The following is a 17019-nucleotide window of genomic DNA, read 5'->3' on the forward strand; positions in this document are numbered from 1 at the left end:
GGCGCAGAGGGATTCGAACCCCCGACCCCTTGGGTGTAAACCAAGTGCTCTGAACCAACTGAGCTATGCGCCCTAATTATTAGGTGTGCAAATATACACCTGTTTTTGATACTACAAAAACTTTTTTTTATTTTTTTTCAAATTATTTCTGCAACAACAAAAGTACTGCCACCAACATAAATAAAATCATCTGGTTTGGCATGTAACAGTGCGCTTTTATATGCTTCATTTACAGAATTATATACATCGCCTTCAAATCCTGACGTTATAAAACTAGCTTGTAAATCTTCTGCAGGCATTCCTCTAGGCACATCGGGTTTACAAAAATAATATCTCGCCTTTTTAGGTAATAATGGTAAAATAGAGCTTACGTCCTTATCATTCACCACTCCAAAAACAACATGTAACTTTTTAAATGATTCTAATTGCAGCTGCTTCATGACTTCAGACAAACCTTCTTTATTATGTCCTGTATCACAAACTACTTTAGGTTGTTCTTTTAAGACTTGCCAACGCCCTTTTAAACCTGTATTATTCATTACGTTTAGCAAACCAGATTTAATATGTGTTTCAGAGATATTATAACCTAATAACTGCAATTCTTTAACCGATTGTAATACTGTTTTTATATTCTTAGTTTGATAGATTCCTTTTAAATCGCTTGGATAGATATTAGATATTACTTGATCGGCAAATACTATTTTTGCTTTATGTTTCTCTGCAATCGCATTAAAAACATCTTGAGTTTCTAATTGTGTCTCTCCTATTACCACAGGGATATTAGATTTTATAATCCCGCCTTTCTCTCCTGCTATTTCGGTTAATGTTGTTCCTAAAAACTGAGTATGATCTAAACCTATATTTGTAATTACAGAAAGTTCCGGCATAATAATATTAGTAGAATCTAAACGCCCTCCTAAACCAACTTCAATCACTGCGATATCGACTTTTTTTTCTTTAAAGTAATTAAAAGCCAAACCAACTGTCATTTCAAAAAAAGACAAGTCGTGTTCTGTAAAAAAAAGTTTGTTTGTTGCTATAAATTCTACTACAAAATCTTCTGCAATTTCTGTACCATTAATGCGAATACGTTCACGAAAATCTTTTAAATGTGGCGAAGTATATAACCCAACTTTATAACCAGCTTCTTGCAAAATAGAAGCCAACATATGACTTGTAGAGCCTTTTCCATTAGTCCCCGCGACATGAATAGATTTAAACTGATTTTCAGGATGATTTAAATGTTCGGCTAAAACGATTGTATTACTAAGATCTTTTTTGAATGCAGACTGACCTTGTCTTTGGTACATAGGAAGCTGAGAAAACATCCACTGTACAGTGTCTTGATATGTCATAATATTATATTATTGACCTAAACTAAAATTGATAGTAACAAAACCTATTTGTCTTACTGGAGCATTAGCATCTGGTCGCCATTTATGAGACATTGCTATTTTTCTAGCAGGCTCTAATAAACACGGATTATTATTTTCTGTGCCCTTAACTCCGGGTTCTGCTTTAATAACTTGACCTTGTTTGTTAACTTCTATACGAACCACCACTAATCCAGATTCGTTACAATTTTGTTTTATAGTTTGAAAAGATGCTTTTCCTCGTCCGTTTAAACCATAACCTACACCTCCGCTACCCGAACCTGAACCGCCGAAATAACTAGCAGCATATGGATTACCATCTAACTGGCCTTTATCGCCAACTTTATCATCGTCGCCTTCACTGCCTTTTGCTGTACCTTCAGATTTACTAACTCCACCTATTAAAGCATCTAATTTCTTTTTCTTTTCTTCCTTTTCGCGTTGTTCTTTAGCAACACGCTCTGCTTCTGCCTTAGCTTTAGCATCTGCTACAGCTTTTGCTTTATTTTCGGCATCTTGCTTTGCTTTCGCTTCTGCTGCTTTTTGCTTTTTAATGGCTACCGCTTCAGAATTATCTTCTGTAATCACGTTTTCTTTGACTTGCGAAGCTTCAGCAGGTGCAGGTTTTACAGGTTCAGGCTCTGTTACCTCTTCCGGAACTTTGTTTACATTAACAGGTTCCGACTTAATAGGTTCGTTAGGTTGCACATTTCCACTTCCAAAATCGGTAGTTCCAAAATTAACTGCAACACCATACTCTTCTGGCGGATCCATATATGGTGGTCCAACCACAAACATTAATAACAACACAATCACACTTATTAAAAGTGTAATTTTTGCAGAATTGCGTTCATGTTTTGTTTGAAGATATTTCATATTAATTATTTGGTCTTACAGCCAAAATCACTTTAAATTTATTTCTATTAGCAATATCCATAACCTTAACGACATGTTCTACTGGTACAGATTGTTCTGCACGTAAAACAATAGTAGGTTTAGATTCTTTAGCTAGAGCCTTTTTTATTTCAATTTCTAAAACACTTTCTCCTACACGTTTCTGATCGATATAATATGTCAGATCTTTTTTAATACTTACAGCTATGGTTTGTTTATTTTCAGTTTTACCACTTGCCTTTGGGAGCAAAACGTCTATAGCATTGGTGGTAACCAAAGTTGAAGCCAGCATAAAAAAGATAAGTAGCAAGAATACAATATCTGTCATTGAAGACATATTAAATTCTGGCGTAACTTTATTTCTTCCTCTTAGATTCATATTAAATTGGTTCGTTTAAGTGATCTAAAAACTGTAATGAATTAGATTCCATTTGATACACTACTTTATCTGTTTTAACAACCAAATGATTATAAGTAATATACGCTACAATACCAACAATTAGTCCAGCAACAGTAGTTGTCATTGCAGTATACAATCCGTCTGCTAATAATTTAATATCTATTTGTCCTCCTGAATTAGCGATTTCAAAAATAGAAAGAATCATTCCAATTACCGTTCCTAAGAACCCAATCATAGGAGCTGCACCAGAAATAGTTGCTAGAACACTAACATTTTTTTCTAATCCATAAACCTCTAATCTTCCTGCGTTTTCAATTGCTGTGTTGATATCTTCTAAAGGCTTTCCTATTCTAGAAATTCCTTTTCCAATTAATCTAGAAACAGGTGTATCTTGTTGTGCACATAAGGTTTGAGCAGAATCAATTTTTCCTTCACTAACATGATCTTTAATTTGATTCATAAAATTAGCATCGATATGCGAAGCTGCTTTTATCGCAAATAAGCGTTCAAAATAAATATAAAGTGCAGCAATTAAAAGAATAAATAAAATACCAATAATAATTTGACCAGCGACACCGCCACTGCTAATTAATTCGATAATTGAAAGTGTTTTTTTAACAGGCTCTGCGTCTGTTAAAACTTCTACTCCTTCTGTAGGGTCTTGAAAAAGGGCGTATAACATAAGTTGTCTAAATAGTTTACTAAATAATTATTAACGTGTATTTTGTTTTTTAAGTATATATAAAATTAAGGTTCTTATTTCTAAAAATGATAAAGCCTAATAATATTTTAACTAAAGATTACCAAGATATAATTAGTAATTCAATTTGATAACAAATATAAAAAACTAAACACCCGAAAAAACTAATTATATCATTATTTTGAATGCGAATAAATCACCCCTGTCGAATGGTTTTTATTTGCTCCAGTAACACTTTTTTAACAATTAACTTCCCCTCTTAACTTCAGTATTCCTAAAAGCCCAAATATTAAAGCTTCCTTGTACTCTACAACAGCATCATTAGGGATAATAATGTTGCAAATAGATAATGATTGTAAGCGCTTTATTAAAAATGAATTATATGCACCTCCGCCAGTAATTAATAAAGATGCCGGTTTAGACACAGGTAAGATTTTAGCAATTTGAATAGCAATATGCTCTACACAGGTTCTTAACACATCATGTACATCTAAATCTTGCGCATCTATTAAAGGAAAAATATATTGAACAACCCATTCTAATCCTAAAGATTTTGGATAATCTGATTCGTAAAACGGTAATGCATTTAATTGATGAAGCAACTCTGCATTTACCATTCCTACTGAGGCTAGTTTTCCTCTATCATCATAATTAAAGCCTAAAGGTTGCACATAATGATTTAGTACAATGTTAACAGGACAAACATCAAAAGCAATACGTTCGCCTTTAATTTCTGTTGACACATTTGCAAATCCACCTAAATTTAAACAAAAATCGTAATCAGAGAACAATAAAGCATCTCCTATAGGAACCAAAGGAGCGCCTTGACCTCCTAATTCTACATCTTGAATTCTAAAATCGCAAACTACATTTTTTTGTAAAATTTTGGCAAGTTTAGGCAAATTTCCTATTTGGTACGTAAACCCTTGTTCTGGATTATGCAAAGCTGTATGTCCATGCGAACAAACAACATCCAAATCTGTAATACTATGCTTATCAATAAATGCCAGAATTAAGTTTGCCAAGTAAACGGTGTAATCTTCATCTATTGTTTTTAACTCAGTTTTAGAATACGACACTAATTGCCTCAAACAATTCAACCATTCAGTACTATAAGGTACCGTTTCTGCTTTTACTATTGAAAAACTCCAATTCGTTGTGTGTTTAAAATGTGCATAAATAAGATCTATACCATCTAAAGATGTTCCGGACATAACGCCAATCACCTTAAACTCGCTTTTTATCATATTTTAAAAATTAAGTGCATATAATTGAGTAATTATCAAAAATAATATATATTTTAGAAATCATATTAACAAATAAACAACTAACTGTAAATTATCATGGATTTCAACTTAACTGAAGAACATATTATGATTCGCGATGCTGCTCGCAATTTTGCCCAAACAGAATTATTACCAGGAGTAATTGAACGCGATAATAAACAAGAATTTCCTAAAGAACAAATAAAAAAAATGGGCGAACTCGGTTTTTTAGGAATGATGGTAGACCCTAAATATGGAGGAAGTGGTTTAGATACTATTTCTTACTTGTTGGCAATGGAAGAAATTTCTAAAATTGATGCCTCTGCATCTGTTGTAATGTCTGTAAATAACTCTTTAGTATGCTGGGGATTGGAACATTATGCAAGTGAAGATCAGAAACAAAAATACTTAACTAAATTGGCTAGCGGAACCGCTTTAGGTGCCTTTTGTTTAAGCGAACCAGAAGCGGGTAGCGATGCAACATCTCAAAAAACAACAGCAATTGAGCATGACGATTACTACTTATTAAATGGTACAAAAAATTGGATTACAAATGGGGGTACCGCCGATTTTTATATTGTTATTGCACAAACTCATATAGAGAAAAAACACAAAGGCATAAATGCATTTATAATTGAAAAAGGATGGGAAGGTTTTAATGTAGGTCCTAAAGAAGACAAACTAGGTATTCGAGGAAGCGACACACACTCCTTATTATTTAATGATGTTAAAATTCCTAAAGAAAATAGAATTGGAGACGATGGTTTCGGATTTAAATTTGCAATGAAAACACTTGCTGGTGGTCGTATTGGTATTGCTTGTCAGGCATTAGGTATTGCATCTGGAGCATACGAATTGGCTTTAAAATATTCTAAACAACGTAAAACATTTGGTACCGAAATTTGTAATCATCAAGCTATTGCTTTTAAATTAGCAGATATGGCAACCCAAATTGAAGCAGCACGTTATTTATGTTTGAAAGCAGCTTGGGATAAAGACAATAAAAAAGACTATACCATTTCTGGAGCAATGGCCAAATTATATGCTTCGCAAGTTGCTATGGATACCACTGTTGAGGCGATACAAATTCATGGAGGAAATGGTTTTGTTAAAGACTATCACGTAGAGCGCTTGATGCGAGATGCTAAAATTACACAGATTTATGAAGGTACTTCTGAAATTCAGAAAATTGTAATTTCTAGAAGCATTATAGATGCCCAATAAATTTATTGGCTTTATAAAATCTTAAACTCTAATCTAAAGGTTAGAGTTTTTTTATTATAAACAAGTAAAGTTCTCTAAATAAAATCGACTTACTAAAAAAACGAATATGCAATCTATAAAATTATCTATACTTACACTTACAGCAATTTTAGCTTTTAGTTGTAAAAATGAAGCACAAACAAATCCAAAACAAGAGGCTATTAAAAACGCTGCTCCTGTGGAAGTTAAAATGACAAAACATGAAGCCCGTGCTTACTTTGCTAGCGGATGTTTTTGGTGTGTAGAATCTATTTACGAAAGTGTTAACGGAGTTAAGGAAGTGATTTCAGGATATTCTGGCGGACATACAAAAAATCCGACATACAAAGCAAGTAATACAGGTAAAACAGGACATGCAGAATCTGTTGAAGTAATTTACGATCCTACAAAAATAAATTTCGAAACTTTAGTCGATGTCTATTTTGGATCTCAAGACCCAACTCAAGTTAACGGTCAAGGACCAGATCACGGATCTCAATACCGCTCTATTATATTTTATCAGAATGAAATACAAAAAGAAATTATTCTTAAAAAGAAATCTGATTTAGAAAAAACCTTAAATAGAAAAGTTGATGCTGAAATATATCCATTTCAAAAATTTTGGAAAGCCGAAGCATATCATCAGGATTACAAAAAACACCATCCAGATAACGGATATATTCAAAATGTATCCATTCCTAGGCTTAATGCATTCAAAGCCAAATTTCCTCAATTATTAAAATAAAATAGCTAAATATTAAAAAATTAAGATATTGTATAACATAATAACATCCAAATAGCAAAATCAAACGTATATAAAGTATAACCATTCCGCTTAACGCGTCTATATATGATAAGCGCTTCAGTAGTCATTAACTATTGAAGCGCTTTTTTTATATACTTAAACTCATGCCAACTTTTAAGAACTTCAGGTTTTAATGCTTATTTTTGTAGTGTTTAAAATCTATGTTTTGATATGAATTTCAATTTAAAAAACAAATATGCTTTAGTTTGCGGAAGCACATCTGGTATAGGAAAAGCAACAGCTATGCTTTTAGCAGAAGAAGGCGCAAATGTTACACTAGTAGCAAGAAATGAAAACAAACTGAAACAAGTTTGCTCTAAATTACCAAACCCTGAATTACATAATTATATTGTTGCAGATTTTTCTGATCCAACAGCACTACAACAAAAATTAGAAACGTTTTGTTCTAAACAACACGGGTTCCATATTTTAGTGAATAATACTGGAGGGCCAACTGCAGGACCTATTTTTACAGCAACACTAGATGCTTTTGAAATTGCTTTTACACAACACTTAAAGTGTAACCATGTATTAACACAAACCTTAGTGCCTTTTATGAAAGAAGCTGAATATGGTAGAATTATAAACATAATTTCAACTTCGGTAAAACAACCTATAAGCGGTCTTGGTGTTAGTAATACCATTCGTGGTGCGGTGGCAAGTTGGAGCAAAACACTATCTAACGAATTAGGCCCTTTTGGAATAACTGTAAACAATGTGCTTCCTGGTTCTACAGCTACACATCGTTTATTCGATCTTCTTAAAAATACAGCTAAAATAACAGGACAAGACGAAGAAGAAATAATAAAATCTTCTGCAAAATCTATTCCTGTACATCGTTTTGCTAAACCAGAAGAAATTGCAAATGCCATTGTCTTTCTTGCCAGCGAGCAAGCTAGTTATATTAATGGTATTAATCTTCCGGTTGATGGTGGACGTATTAAAAGTTTATAATATGAAATATTTTTTAAGTGGTTTTATCTTTTTAATAACACTTCAGATTCACGCTCAATACCAAATTAAGAATGTTACTAATGCTAAGATTGATGAACGCCGTACAATAGAACAAGTTGTAAACTGGATTAATTACGGACAACCCGATCGAGTGATTTCAAATATTTTTAGTGATGAAGTGATTGATAAAATATACTTAAATATTGAATCTACATCTATTTCGATGGCTTACCCAAGAAGTGACGTTTCTAAACAAAGCACTTCTGAAATTAAAGATAAATCGACTATAGTGTGGTATGAACGTACTATTTATAAAGAACGTAAAAAAGGACTAAAACCTGTATATCAGATTTATGTTACTATTGACATGAAAAAATCGCCTTACGAGATTTTAGATTTGTTTTTAAGACGTGGAAAAAAGATTGAAATTCGTGATTATACAACAAACGAATTATAGTTTTTTTGAAGATTTAGTAAAGATTGAAACCTTAATAATTTTGCGTTAGGGATTGCAGCGGCATCCTTTTTTAATCTTTTGAAATTAAAAAAGATATAGCGTAAAGCCCGACTAGTGTGTATGCTTTTTAATACACACTAGTAACGCCCGAACACAAAATGAAAGTAACGCTTATAATTTTAAAACATGCATTTTATACCCCAAGAGCTGGACGATTATGTGGTTAAACACACCGAAGACGAGCCTAAATTATTAAAACAATTAACACGAGAAACGTATCAGAAAATACTGCAACCACGCATGCTTAGTGGGCATTATCAAGGTCGTATTTTAAGTATGATTTCTAAGTTAATACAACCCAAAAATATTCTAGAGATTGGAACATATACAGGGTATTCTGCATTATGTTTGGCTGAAGGCTTAAAAAAAGATGGACATTTACATACTATTGATGTTAATGAAGAGCTTTATGATTTTCAGCGAAAATATTTTGATGCTTCTGAATTTGGTTCACAAATCCATCAATATCTAGGAAGTGCAATAGACATTATTCCTGAACTTAACCAAACATTTGATTTGGTATTTATTGATGCTGACAAGGAAAATTATCCTAATTATTTTAATTTAATTGTGGATAGACTGAAAACAGGTGGTGTTATTTTGTCTGACAATGTACTTTGGAGTGGAAAAGTAATAGAGCCTTTAAATCCAAAAGACGGATCTACAAAAGCTGTTTTAGAATATAATACGCTACTAAAAGAAGATTCTAGAATTGAAACGGTATTACTATCTGTGCGCGATGGCTTAACTATTAGTAGAAAAAAATAATTACATATTACGACGTACAGATCCTGTGAAGTCTTCTAAATCGTCTTTTACTTTCTTTAATTGATCTTGCACATCTTTAGTTACAGAAGTATCTAAACCACTTTTATCTGCAGTTTTTGTTATTTCTTGTTTAATGTCGTTTGTAGCATTTTTAATTTCTTTAATGCCTTTCCCTAAACCACGTGCAATATCTGGAACCTTATCGGCACCGAAAACCATGACTACAATAAATAATACGAACATTATTTCTGCGCCACTGATAAATAAAAATATAGGTTGTTGTATCACGATGTAAATATACTAACTGTTTAGGTACAAAATTAAAAAAAAGCCAACTTAAAAAAGTTGGCTTTAACATAATGTTTTATTTAATTTTTTGATTTTGCTTTAAATGCATCAAAATCACTTGGTTTAGTTTCTTTTGGCCAAGAGTTATTAGAAGTATCTACATCTGCAGTTTCAAGATTTGGATCAACCGTAATACTTACAATTTCCTTGTCTGAACCTATTGATTTACTTACTTCTTTATCGTTAAGTCTCCAAATTTGAGCCGGATATGTTTCTGTTTTAGATGTTCCATCTGCATAGGTATACTCTACAATAATTGGCATTACTAATCCGCCTGGTTTTTCAAAAGTTACATTATAGAAATATTTAGGCTCTTTTAATTTTTTACGTTCCTCTGGAGTAAAATTGTCCATAATATATTCTTTTAATGTTGTAGAATTATCTAAAGCACTTCCGTCTTTAAGTGATTCTTTATATTCTTCACTACCTTCTTCAACCATATATACTAAAGGTGGTAAATCGCTAACTTCCATACCGTAGCGTTTTGCTTGAGCTTTAGTTGCTTCATTAACTTCTGAAGACACATAGTACTTCTTAACATCTTTTACTCCTATATCTACATAATCTGTAGTGTAAAACCAACCTCTCCAGAACCAATCTAAATCGATGGCTGAAGCATCTTCCATTGTTCTAAAGAAATCTTCTGGTGTTGGGTGTTTAAACATCCAACGGTGTGCATATTCTCTGTATGCATAATCGAATAACTCATGCCCCATTACTGTTTCTCTTAATATATTTAAGGCAGTAGCTGGTTTTCCATAAGCATTATTTCCAAACTGGTAAGTGTTTAATCCTTTGGTCATGATTGGTGCAATAAAATCTTGATCTCCTCCCATGTAAGGAACAATTTTAGCAGCTGGACCTCTTCTTGAAGGGTAAGCTGTTTGCCCTGGAGATAATGCGCTTGGGTATTCTTTACCAAAATCTTGCTCTGCAACATATTGTGTAAATGTGTTTAAACCTTCGTCCATCCATGTCCATTGACGCTCGTCACTATTTACAATCATAGGAAAGAAGTTGTGTCCTACTTCGTGAATAATTACACTAATCATTCCAAATTTAATTCTATCTGTATATTTACCTTCTTTATCAGGACGCCCGTAATTCCAACAAATCATTGGGTACTCCATCCCTTGATTTTTAGCATGTACAGAAATTGCTTTATGGTAAGGGTAATCGAAAGTCATTTTAGAATACGATTTTAGCGTACTTGCTACAGCTTTAGTAGACCATTCTTCCCATAATGGATTTCCTTCTTTAGGATACATAGATACTGCCATGATGTTTTTACCACCAATTTTAACGGCCATCATGTCCCAAATAAATTTTCTTGAAGTCGCAAACCCAAAATCACGTACATTTTCTGCATATAACTTCCAAGTTTTAGTTTTTTTACTAAACTGTTTTTCTGCAGCTTCTGCTTCTTCCTGAGTTACAATTACAACAGGCTCATCGTAAGATTTCTGAGCTTTTTCGTAGCGTTTCATCATATCTTTAGAAAAGACTTCTTTTCTGTTCATTAATTTTCCTGTACCATCTAAAATATGGTCTGCAGGAACTGTAATGTTTACTTCAAAATTTCCGAAAGGTAAAGCGAATTCATCACGTCCCCAAAATTGTGAGTTTTGCCATCCTTCTACATCACTATATACAGCCATTCTTGGATAGAACTGTGCTATAACATACGCTCTGTTTCCGTCTTCAGGAAAATACTCGTATCCTGAACGTCCACGACCATTAACGTGATCATTAATATTATACCACCATTTTATTGTGAAAGAAAATTTCTCACCCGATTTTAATGGTTGTGGTAACTCTACACGCATCATCGTTCTATTAATCATGTGCTGTAAATCTTTACCAGCTGTATCTTTTACACCTTCTATATTAAAACCTCCATCAAAAGGTTCTTCCATATAATTAGATACAAATCCCGCCGGTTGTTGTGCGGCTGAGACTCCTCCTCCTTCAATAAGTGGCGTTTTAGAATCTTTAGCACGCATATTTTGATCTAATTGTACCCATAAATATTTTAAGACGTCCGGAGAATTGTTGGTATACGTAATTGTTTCGAAACCTGAAATTTTAGCGTCCTTATCATCTAAAGTTATATCCATATTATAATCTGCTTGTTGCTGATAATAAGCTGGTCCTGGTGCTCCAGATGCAGATCTAAACATATTTGGAGTAGAAAACTCGTCGTATAATTGCTTAAATTTGTTATTGTTTGTGTGCCCGGGTTTACGTTCGGGGAGTGTTTGTTCTTGCGCCATAACGCCTGCCGAAATAAAAACAGCAGAAAGAATTAGGTACTTTAGTCTTTTCATATTTTTTTGTTTGGAAATAAATTGGATTGGAAAAATAATACTTTTATGCGTTAAATAGAACTTTAATCTAATTTTAACAATCCTTTATCATTCTCTTTAATGAGGATAAAACTTTTTTTCTTATTATTAATGTTAAGTCTTACCACATTTTGTTGTTCTTCAAAAATATCGAATAAGACCATATTTTCAATTTCAATATCTGAAATATGATCTATTTTAGGAATTTCTATGTAACATATTGCAATATCATTATCATACTCTTTTCCTATAAATTGTAATACTGTATTTTGACCGTTAATTTTTATTTTTATTTTCTCTGTAAGATACTTTTCTAGATAATAATCGACTTTTTCAGATTCGTTCTTCCCTGCTAAAGTGATCGATTCATCAAAACGTTCTCGAACTAATTTTTCTAAATCATCTATAAAAATTCTAGTAATAATTTGTACTGATTTTTTTTCTTTAACGTAGTGAACTTCTGTAATACTTACATAGTATTTATGTGCCGTTGTAAATGCCAATAAAGGCACTAAAAATAATAAGAGATAATAGTTAAAGGCTTTCATTTGTCTTTTTTGGTTATAAATGTAACTAAATTCCCTACTTTCTTAAGGTTATATAGGTTTATTCTGATTTTAAATTTCTGATGTATTCTTTATACTTCTCTATTAGGTAGTCTAAAATAGCAATATCTGTTTGTCCTTTACATCGTGTTATAAATTCTGGAGATTCTGAACAGAAATACCAAAAGTCCATCTGATTTGATTCTTCTAAAGAATATTTACTAAATAAATCGTTTGAAAGACGCTGCCGAATTTGAGTGATAAGGACATCGTTTTTTTCAAATTTCACGTGAGCTTTAAGCATTTTTGTACGCCCCGATATTCCATTTACTACAGTATTTAAAATTCCAGATTTTGCTTGGCTTAAAATGCGTTCAGTTTTTGTTGCACGCTTTCCCTTATACCCAGGAATACCAACATTATAAAAGTTAATTTCGGGTTCTATGGTAGAGTTTCCAATATCAAGCATCAAGTTTCCAGTTAATATCTTTCCCACAATAACTTCGCTTAATTCGTTAACTTCCTCGTCAAGATAAATATGCATGCTGTTATTTGATATTATAAATCTATCTATTATAATTTCTTGTGTTGTATATTGAATGGCCGTAAAGACAATAGTGTCTTGAAGTTTAGCCTCAATAGAAAAAGCACCTTTAGCATTTGTAGTTGTAAAACGCTTAGACGATTTATTTATAACATGAATATTTTCAATATCATCTTTTCCTGCTACTGTTCCTGAAATGATTTCTAAATTTTGAGCTTCTACTAAAGATATGCTTCCTATAAAACAACATAATAAAAATTGTAATTTCATTTTAATTGGAAGATGAATTTAAATTTTTTATGTATTGTATATATTTAGTATTAATATACGCCAAAACTTCAACATCCCGCTTGCCCTTACATCTGATCTCAAAATTAGGATCGTCTGAACAGAAATACCAAAAATCCATACGATTATTTTCATCTAACGGATGCTCACTAAAAAAAAGAACAGAGAGACGTTGTCTTATTTTAGTTATAAGATCATCGTTACGCTCAAAAGCTACATGCTTTTTTAATGTTTTAGTTCTTCCTGTTAGAGCATTTATTATAGGATCTACAGGAAGTGAACCTCCAAGTACACCTAACAACATTTTGGGTTTAAATTCTCCTGCTTGTTCTAAAAGTCGTTCCTGTTGGGTTTTTCTTCTGCCCATATAACCAGGAATGCCTACATCGTAAAAATTAATTTCAGGTTCATCTGTCGAGTTTCCAATATCAAGCATGAGGTTACCTGTTAAAATCTTACCTACTATAACTTCGTCTAGAGCATTTACGTGTGCTTTTAAATTTATGGTTATAGTCTTCGTAAATATTACTGTAGCATCTACTACGACATCTAAACTATTGTATTGAATAGAAGAAAACTCTAAAGTATCGTGTAGTTTAGCAGGAATTTCAAATGCTCCTGCTTGATTGGTTATAGTAAAAGTTTTAGATGTTTTATTAATAACATGAATATTTTCTAAATCATCTTCGCCTTTTACTTCTCCCTTTATGGATACCATTTGTGCATATCCCTTTGTTGATAAAAAACAACCAACAAAACTTAGAATGAAAAATGTATAATTTTTCATTCTATTGCTTTAAAAAAGCTTGGCTAGCTTTAGAAAGATATTCTAACAATTGAATTTCTTGACCTTCTTTAAGTAAATTTTGATCTATGTTTAAATCGACATAATTTATAAACTCATCGATTTGAGATGCTGGAATTTCGTAATTTTCAGTAATAAACGTATGTGAATACACACCACGTAGTCCTAAATTTTCTTCGGTTTGTTTAATTATTTTATCTGTTTTACTCTCTTTCTTTTTAAATAAAGGTTTTAAGAATGTATTGGTAATTTTTCTCATATCCATACCATTATAGTATTCTCCTTGCTTTAAAATACTCATGTCTGCAGAAGAGTGGAAATCGTCTGGAAACACGTACGCAGAGATATCTCCTATTCCAAAATTAATGCCTTCTAGGTCTATACTATACGTTTTTATTTTATTTAAATCTTCATGCAAAATACCTGTTAAACCAAAAGGAAAAATAATAACTTCATTTAAACGATTTACATGTGTTACAAGAAAAACAGTTAACTGCTTAGACTTTATAACGTCTGCATCTATTTTTACATGTATATCTTCAAATTGTAGTGAAGAAATTTCAATATGATCTAACACTCCTGCTGCTATTATAAACTCACCATCTTTATCTGTTACAGTTCCTTTATTTGTAGATGTATTATACACTGTCACACCTTCAATATCTTCAGAATCTACAACCACAATACGACCAGAGACCTGGACACGTTCTGTAGTTTGAGCTGTTAAAGTCCCTATTGAAAATAACATTAATAGAATAAGTAATTGTTTTTTCATATAAATCAATTTTCAATAAAGTTAATAACTAAACCTCTTACGAATTTATTCATGGCATTTAAATTTTTGTTAAAACCATGTATTACTTAAATTTACAACAAAATTTCGAAGATGAAAAATATGATTATTGCCAGTACTTCTACGCTTTACAATAGTGGGTATTTAGAATATATATTGGAAGATTTAAAATCTCATTTCAATACGGTAAAAACTATACTTTTTGTTCCTTATGCTAGACCAAGCGGTATCACACATGATGAATATACTGAAAAAGCAAAAGCAGCCTTTTCTAAAATTAATATCGATGTTGTAGGCCTACATACATTAAAAAATCCTGTTGAAGCTATTAAACAAGCTGAGGCTATTTTTGTTGGGGGTGGTAATACATTTGTTTTGGTTAGTCAACTATACAAAACTAACAGCATGCAAGCTATAATTAATGCGGTTAAAACGGGAACACCTTATTTAGGAACAAGTGCAGGAAGTAATATTTGTGGATTAACTATGAATACTACAAACGATATGCCTATTGTATATCCTCCAAGTTTTAAAACCTTAGGCTTAGTACCATTTAATATTAATCCGCATTATTTAGATCCGGACCTTGGAAGTAAACATATGGGAGAAACAAGGGAAACAAGAATCAAAGAATTTATGTGCTATAATACACAACCGGTTGTAGGGCTAAGAGAAGGAAGCTGGTTAGAAGTAAAAGGTGAACATATTATTTTAAAAGGAACATTATCGGCTAGAATATTTAAGCATAGCCTAAAACCGTACGAATTAGAGACTGGCAATGATTTAAATAAATTAAATTAAATCATAATAAATTTATTATTCTAGGGGGCTTTTTAGTCCCCTTTTTTAATATTTAGAACTGATTTGTTTTCATCTAAAACACTTTTCAAAAGTCAGATTTATATCAAAAAAACACAAAATTATTAATCGTATTTAAAGCGTACAAACTTTTCATGTTTAATAACATAAAAGACTTATTTTAATAAAGTTATTATTGTCAGTTTCAGAGAATGAAAACCTTCATTTTCGGATATAAAAAAGGCTTCATCTATTGATGAAGCCTTTTGAGCGAGAGACCGGGTTCGAACCGGCGACATTCAGCTTGGAAGGCTGACGCTCTACCAACTGAGCTACTCTCGCATTACCGGGTGCAAATATACAATAATTATATAATTGTAAACAAGAAAATATTACATTTTTTTTAAAAAATGATACCCCAGTATATTGAAGCCTTCATTGTAATAAAATTTGTGTGATGGAAAATTCTGAACATAGGTATTTAGCTCGGCTGCTTCACATCCTTTTCCTTTTGCATACTCATAAATCCAAGTAAAAAATTGTTTACCAAGACCTTTATTTCTGTACGTTTCATCAATATATACGTGATCAAGTTCTACACTCCGTCCAATATAATGCCTTGTAGAAAACCATAATCCACATATTCCAATCAAGATATCATCATAATATAGCCCAATACATTCGTAATTTTGATCAAACATTTCTGAAAAACGTTCGAATAAAAGGTCATCAGAATGTTTATTTTGAGTGAATTTTTGCATTAAAGGAATAATTTTTGGCAATTCCTCCTTCTGAAGTTGTTTAAATATAGGCTTCATTTACTTTTTATAATTGAGATTTAAATTGAATATAAAATTAATTAAGTTTGGATTAAGAATGCTATAGATAGACTTAAAATAGAAGTTTTTTTAACATACAAAATTTAAAAATAAATCGTTGTTTTATTTGAATTAAATATTAAGTCGAATAAAACAATCTTAATGAATACCGAAATTTAGTCTGCATTTAAAATAAATCTTACAAGAAAAATTAATTAAAATAATACACCAACAAGAGCTCTATCTATAGCATTAAAACTATTAAATACGTAATCCTATCATAAAATCTAATAGTCCTTTACAAAGTGTATTAAAAAAAGAAAATCATCTAAACTCTTTCTAATAGAATTATATTTCAACATAAAACGCATTAAAGTGGTCCCTTTTTAAATTACCCAAAGAGTTCTTAATTTCTACAAAAAAATATAAACTAAAAGAATACACATGAAATCGTATTACATCAAATTGTAAGAAGATGAAATCTTAAAGTCTGTCATAAAAGAACAGATCTTTGTTTCTAAGAATGTACACAAATAATTAGTATAGTATATAAGTAATTGTATAAACATCTATATAAAGGAGATAAAAAAAAGTACAGTAAAATTCATATATAAAAGGTCAAAGTGTCTTAATTGAGCTAATAATAGCCTTAAAATATAATATAACGTCCTCAATACTGATTTACATATAGTACTAGGATGTCTCAATGAAACTAATTTATAATTAGAAAGGTAGATTACATTTTAAACAAAAAAAATCCTGAACAAATAAATGTTCAGGATTAGTTTAAAAAAGGCGACGACCTACTCTCCCACAA

18 protein-coding genes and 1 tRNA gene are annotated in these 17019 nt (G+C 31.7%); 6 read left to right on the plus strand and 13 right to left on the minus strand.

Annotated elements, in window-relative coordinates; all coding sequences use genetic code 11:
* Positions 1-137: 137 nt before the first annotated feature.
* The 5 genes from Q1B05_RS17960 to Q1B05_RS17980 form a co-directional block, all read right to left on the minus strand.
* Positions 138-1355, minus strand: a complete 1218-nt coding sequence (locus Q1B05_RS17960; RefSeq protein WP_299782730.1) for a folylpolyglutamate synthase/dihydrofolate synthase family protein — start codon at positions 1353-1355, stop codon at positions 138-140.
* A gap of 9 nt (positions 1356-1364) precedes the next feature.
* Entirely contained in the window at positions 1365-2249 is an 885-nt protein-coding gene (locus tag Q1B05_RS17965; RefSeq protein WP_299782732.1) for an energy transducer TonB, read from the minus strand.
* A gap of 1 nt (position 2250) precedes the next feature.
* Positions 2251-2646, minus strand: a complete 396-nt coding sequence (locus Q1B05_RS17970) for a biopolymer transporter ExbD (protein ID WP_299782734.1) — start codon at positions 2644-2646, stop codon at positions 2251-2253.
* A 1-nt stretch (position 2647) separates the two neighbouring features.
* Positions 2648-3349 carry a MotA/TolQ/ExbB proton channel family protein gene (locus Q1B05_RS17975; protein ID WP_299782736.1) on the minus strand — a complete coding sequence of 234 codons (702 nt, stop codon included), beginning with the start codon at positions 3347-3349 and terminating at the stop codon, positions 2648-2650.
* A gap of 257 nt (positions 3350-3606) precedes the next feature.
* The gene (locus Q1B05_RS17980; RefSeq protein ID WP_299782738.1) at positions 3607-4614 is read right to left on the minus strand and encodes an anhydro-N-acetylmuramic acid kinase; all 1008 of its coding nucleotides are present in this window, start codon (positions 4612-4614) and stop codon (positions 3607-3609) included.
* 96 nt (positions 4615-4710) lie between these two features.
* Here Q1B05_RS17980 and Q1B05_RS17985 point away from each other — a divergent pair, with 96 nt between their 5' ends.
* The 5 genes from Q1B05_RS17985 (at position 4711) to Q1B05_RS18005 (ending at position 8918) form a co-directional block, all read left to right on the plus strand.
* The gene (locus Q1B05_RS17985) at positions 4711-5856 is read left to right on the plus strand and encodes an acyl-CoA dehydrogenase (RefSeq protein ID WP_299782740.1); all 1146 of its coding nucleotides are present in this window, start codon (positions 4711-4713) and stop codon (positions 5854-5856) included.
* Between the two features lie 106 nt (positions 5857-5962).
* Positions 5963-6619 carry a peptide-methionine (S)-S-oxide reductase MsrA gene (gene msrA / locus Q1B05_RS17990; RefSeq protein WP_299782742.1) on the plus strand — a complete coding sequence of 219 codons (657 nt, stop codon included), beginning with the start codon at positions 5963-5965 and terminating at the stop codon, positions 6617-6619.
* A gap of 231 nt (positions 6620-6850) precedes the next feature.
* Positions 6851-7633 carry an SDR family oxidoreductase gene (locus tag Q1B05_RS17995; RefSeq protein WP_299782744.1) on the plus strand — a complete coding sequence of 261 codons (783 nt, stop codon included), beginning with the start codon at positions 6851-6853 and terminating at the stop codon, positions 7631-7633.
* Position 7634: 1 nt separating this feature from the next.
* Positions 7635-8090 carry a hypothetical protein gene (locus Q1B05_RS18000; protein WP_299782746.1) on the plus strand — a complete coding sequence of 152 codons (456 nt, stop codon included), beginning with the start codon at positions 7635-7637 and terminating at the stop codon, positions 8088-8090.
* A gap of 186 nt (positions 8091-8276) precedes the next feature.
* The gene (locus Q1B05_RS18005; protein ID WP_299782748.1) at positions 8277-8918 is read left to right on the plus strand and encodes an O-methyltransferase; all 642 of its coding nucleotides are present in this window, start codon (positions 8277-8279) and stop codon (positions 8916-8918) included.
* Here the strand turns inward: Q1B05_RS18005 and Q1B05_RS18010 are convergent, their stop codons facing one another.
* The 6 genes from Q1B05_RS18010 to Q1B05_RS18035 all read right to left on the minus strand — a co-directional run bounded on the left by Q1B05_RS18010 (position 8919) and on the right by Q1B05_RS18035 (position 14568).
* The gene (locus Q1B05_RS18010) at positions 8919-9206 is read right to left on the minus strand and encodes a twin-arginine translocase TatA/TatE family subunit (RefSeq protein ID WP_299782750.1); all 288 of its coding nucleotides are present in this window, start codon (positions 9204-9206) and stop codon (positions 8919-8921) included.
* An 80-nt stretch (positions 9207-9286) separates the two neighbouring features.
* Positions 9287-11593: a M1 family metallopeptidase gene (locus Q1B05_RS18015; protein ID WP_299782752.1), complete on the minus strand. Its 2307-nt coding sequence runs from the start codon at positions 11591-11593 to the stop codon at positions 9287-9289.
* 62 nt (positions 11594-11655) lie between these two features.
* A complete protein-coding gene (locus tag Q1B05_RS18020) occupies positions 11656-12159 on the minus strand; it encodes a DUF6702 family protein (RefSeq protein WP_299782754.1) in 504 nt (167 codons plus the stop codon).
* Positions 12160-12217: 58 nt separating this feature from the next.
* The gene (locus tag Q1B05_RS18025) at positions 12218-12970 is read right to left on the minus strand and encodes a carboxypeptidase-like regulatory domain-containing protein (protein WP_299782756.1); all 753 of its coding nucleotides are present in this window, start codon (positions 12968-12970) and stop codon (positions 12218-12220) included.
* 1 nt (position 12971) lies between these two features.
* Positions 12972-13775, minus strand: a complete 804-nt coding sequence (locus tag Q1B05_RS18030) for a carboxypeptidase-like regulatory domain-containing protein (protein ID WP_299782758.1) — start codon at positions 13773-13775, stop codon at positions 12972-12974.
* A 1-nt stretch (position 13776) separates the two neighbouring features.
* Positions 13777-14568 (minus strand): carboxypeptidase-like regulatory domain-containing protein, encoded by a 792-nt coding sequence (locus Q1B05_RS18035; RefSeq protein WP_299782760.1) that lies wholly within the window; start codon positions 14566-14568, stop codon positions 13777-13779.
* 111 nt (positions 14569-14679) lie between these two features.
* Between Q1B05_RS18035 and pepE the strand changes: the two genes are divergently transcribed.
* Positions 14680-15387, plus strand: a complete 708-nt coding sequence (gene pepE, locus Q1B05_RS18040; protein ID WP_299782762.1) for a dipeptidase PepE — start codon at positions 14680-14682, stop codon at positions 15385-15387.
* Positions 15388-15653: 266 nt separating this feature from the next.
* Here the strand turns inward: pepE and Q1B05_RS18045 are convergent.
* Together Q1B05_RS18045 and Q1B05_RS18050 are read right to left on the minus strand one after the other, a co-directional pair.
* Positions 15654-15726: transfer RNA gene (locus tag Q1B05_RS18045), tRNA-Gly, on the minus strand.
* A 50-nt stretch (positions 15727-15776) separates the two neighbouring features.
* Entirely contained in the window at positions 15777-16202 is a 426-nt protein-coding gene (locus Q1B05_RS18050) for a GNAT family N-acetyltransferase (RefSeq protein WP_299782764.1), read from the minus strand.
* Positions 16203-17019 lie beyond the last annotated feature (817 nt).

The sequence above is a fragment of the uncultured Formosa sp. genome, from assembly GCF_947500765.1.
Lineage (GTDB): Bacteria > Bacteroidota > Bacteroidia > Flavobacteriales > Flavobacteriaceae > Formosa.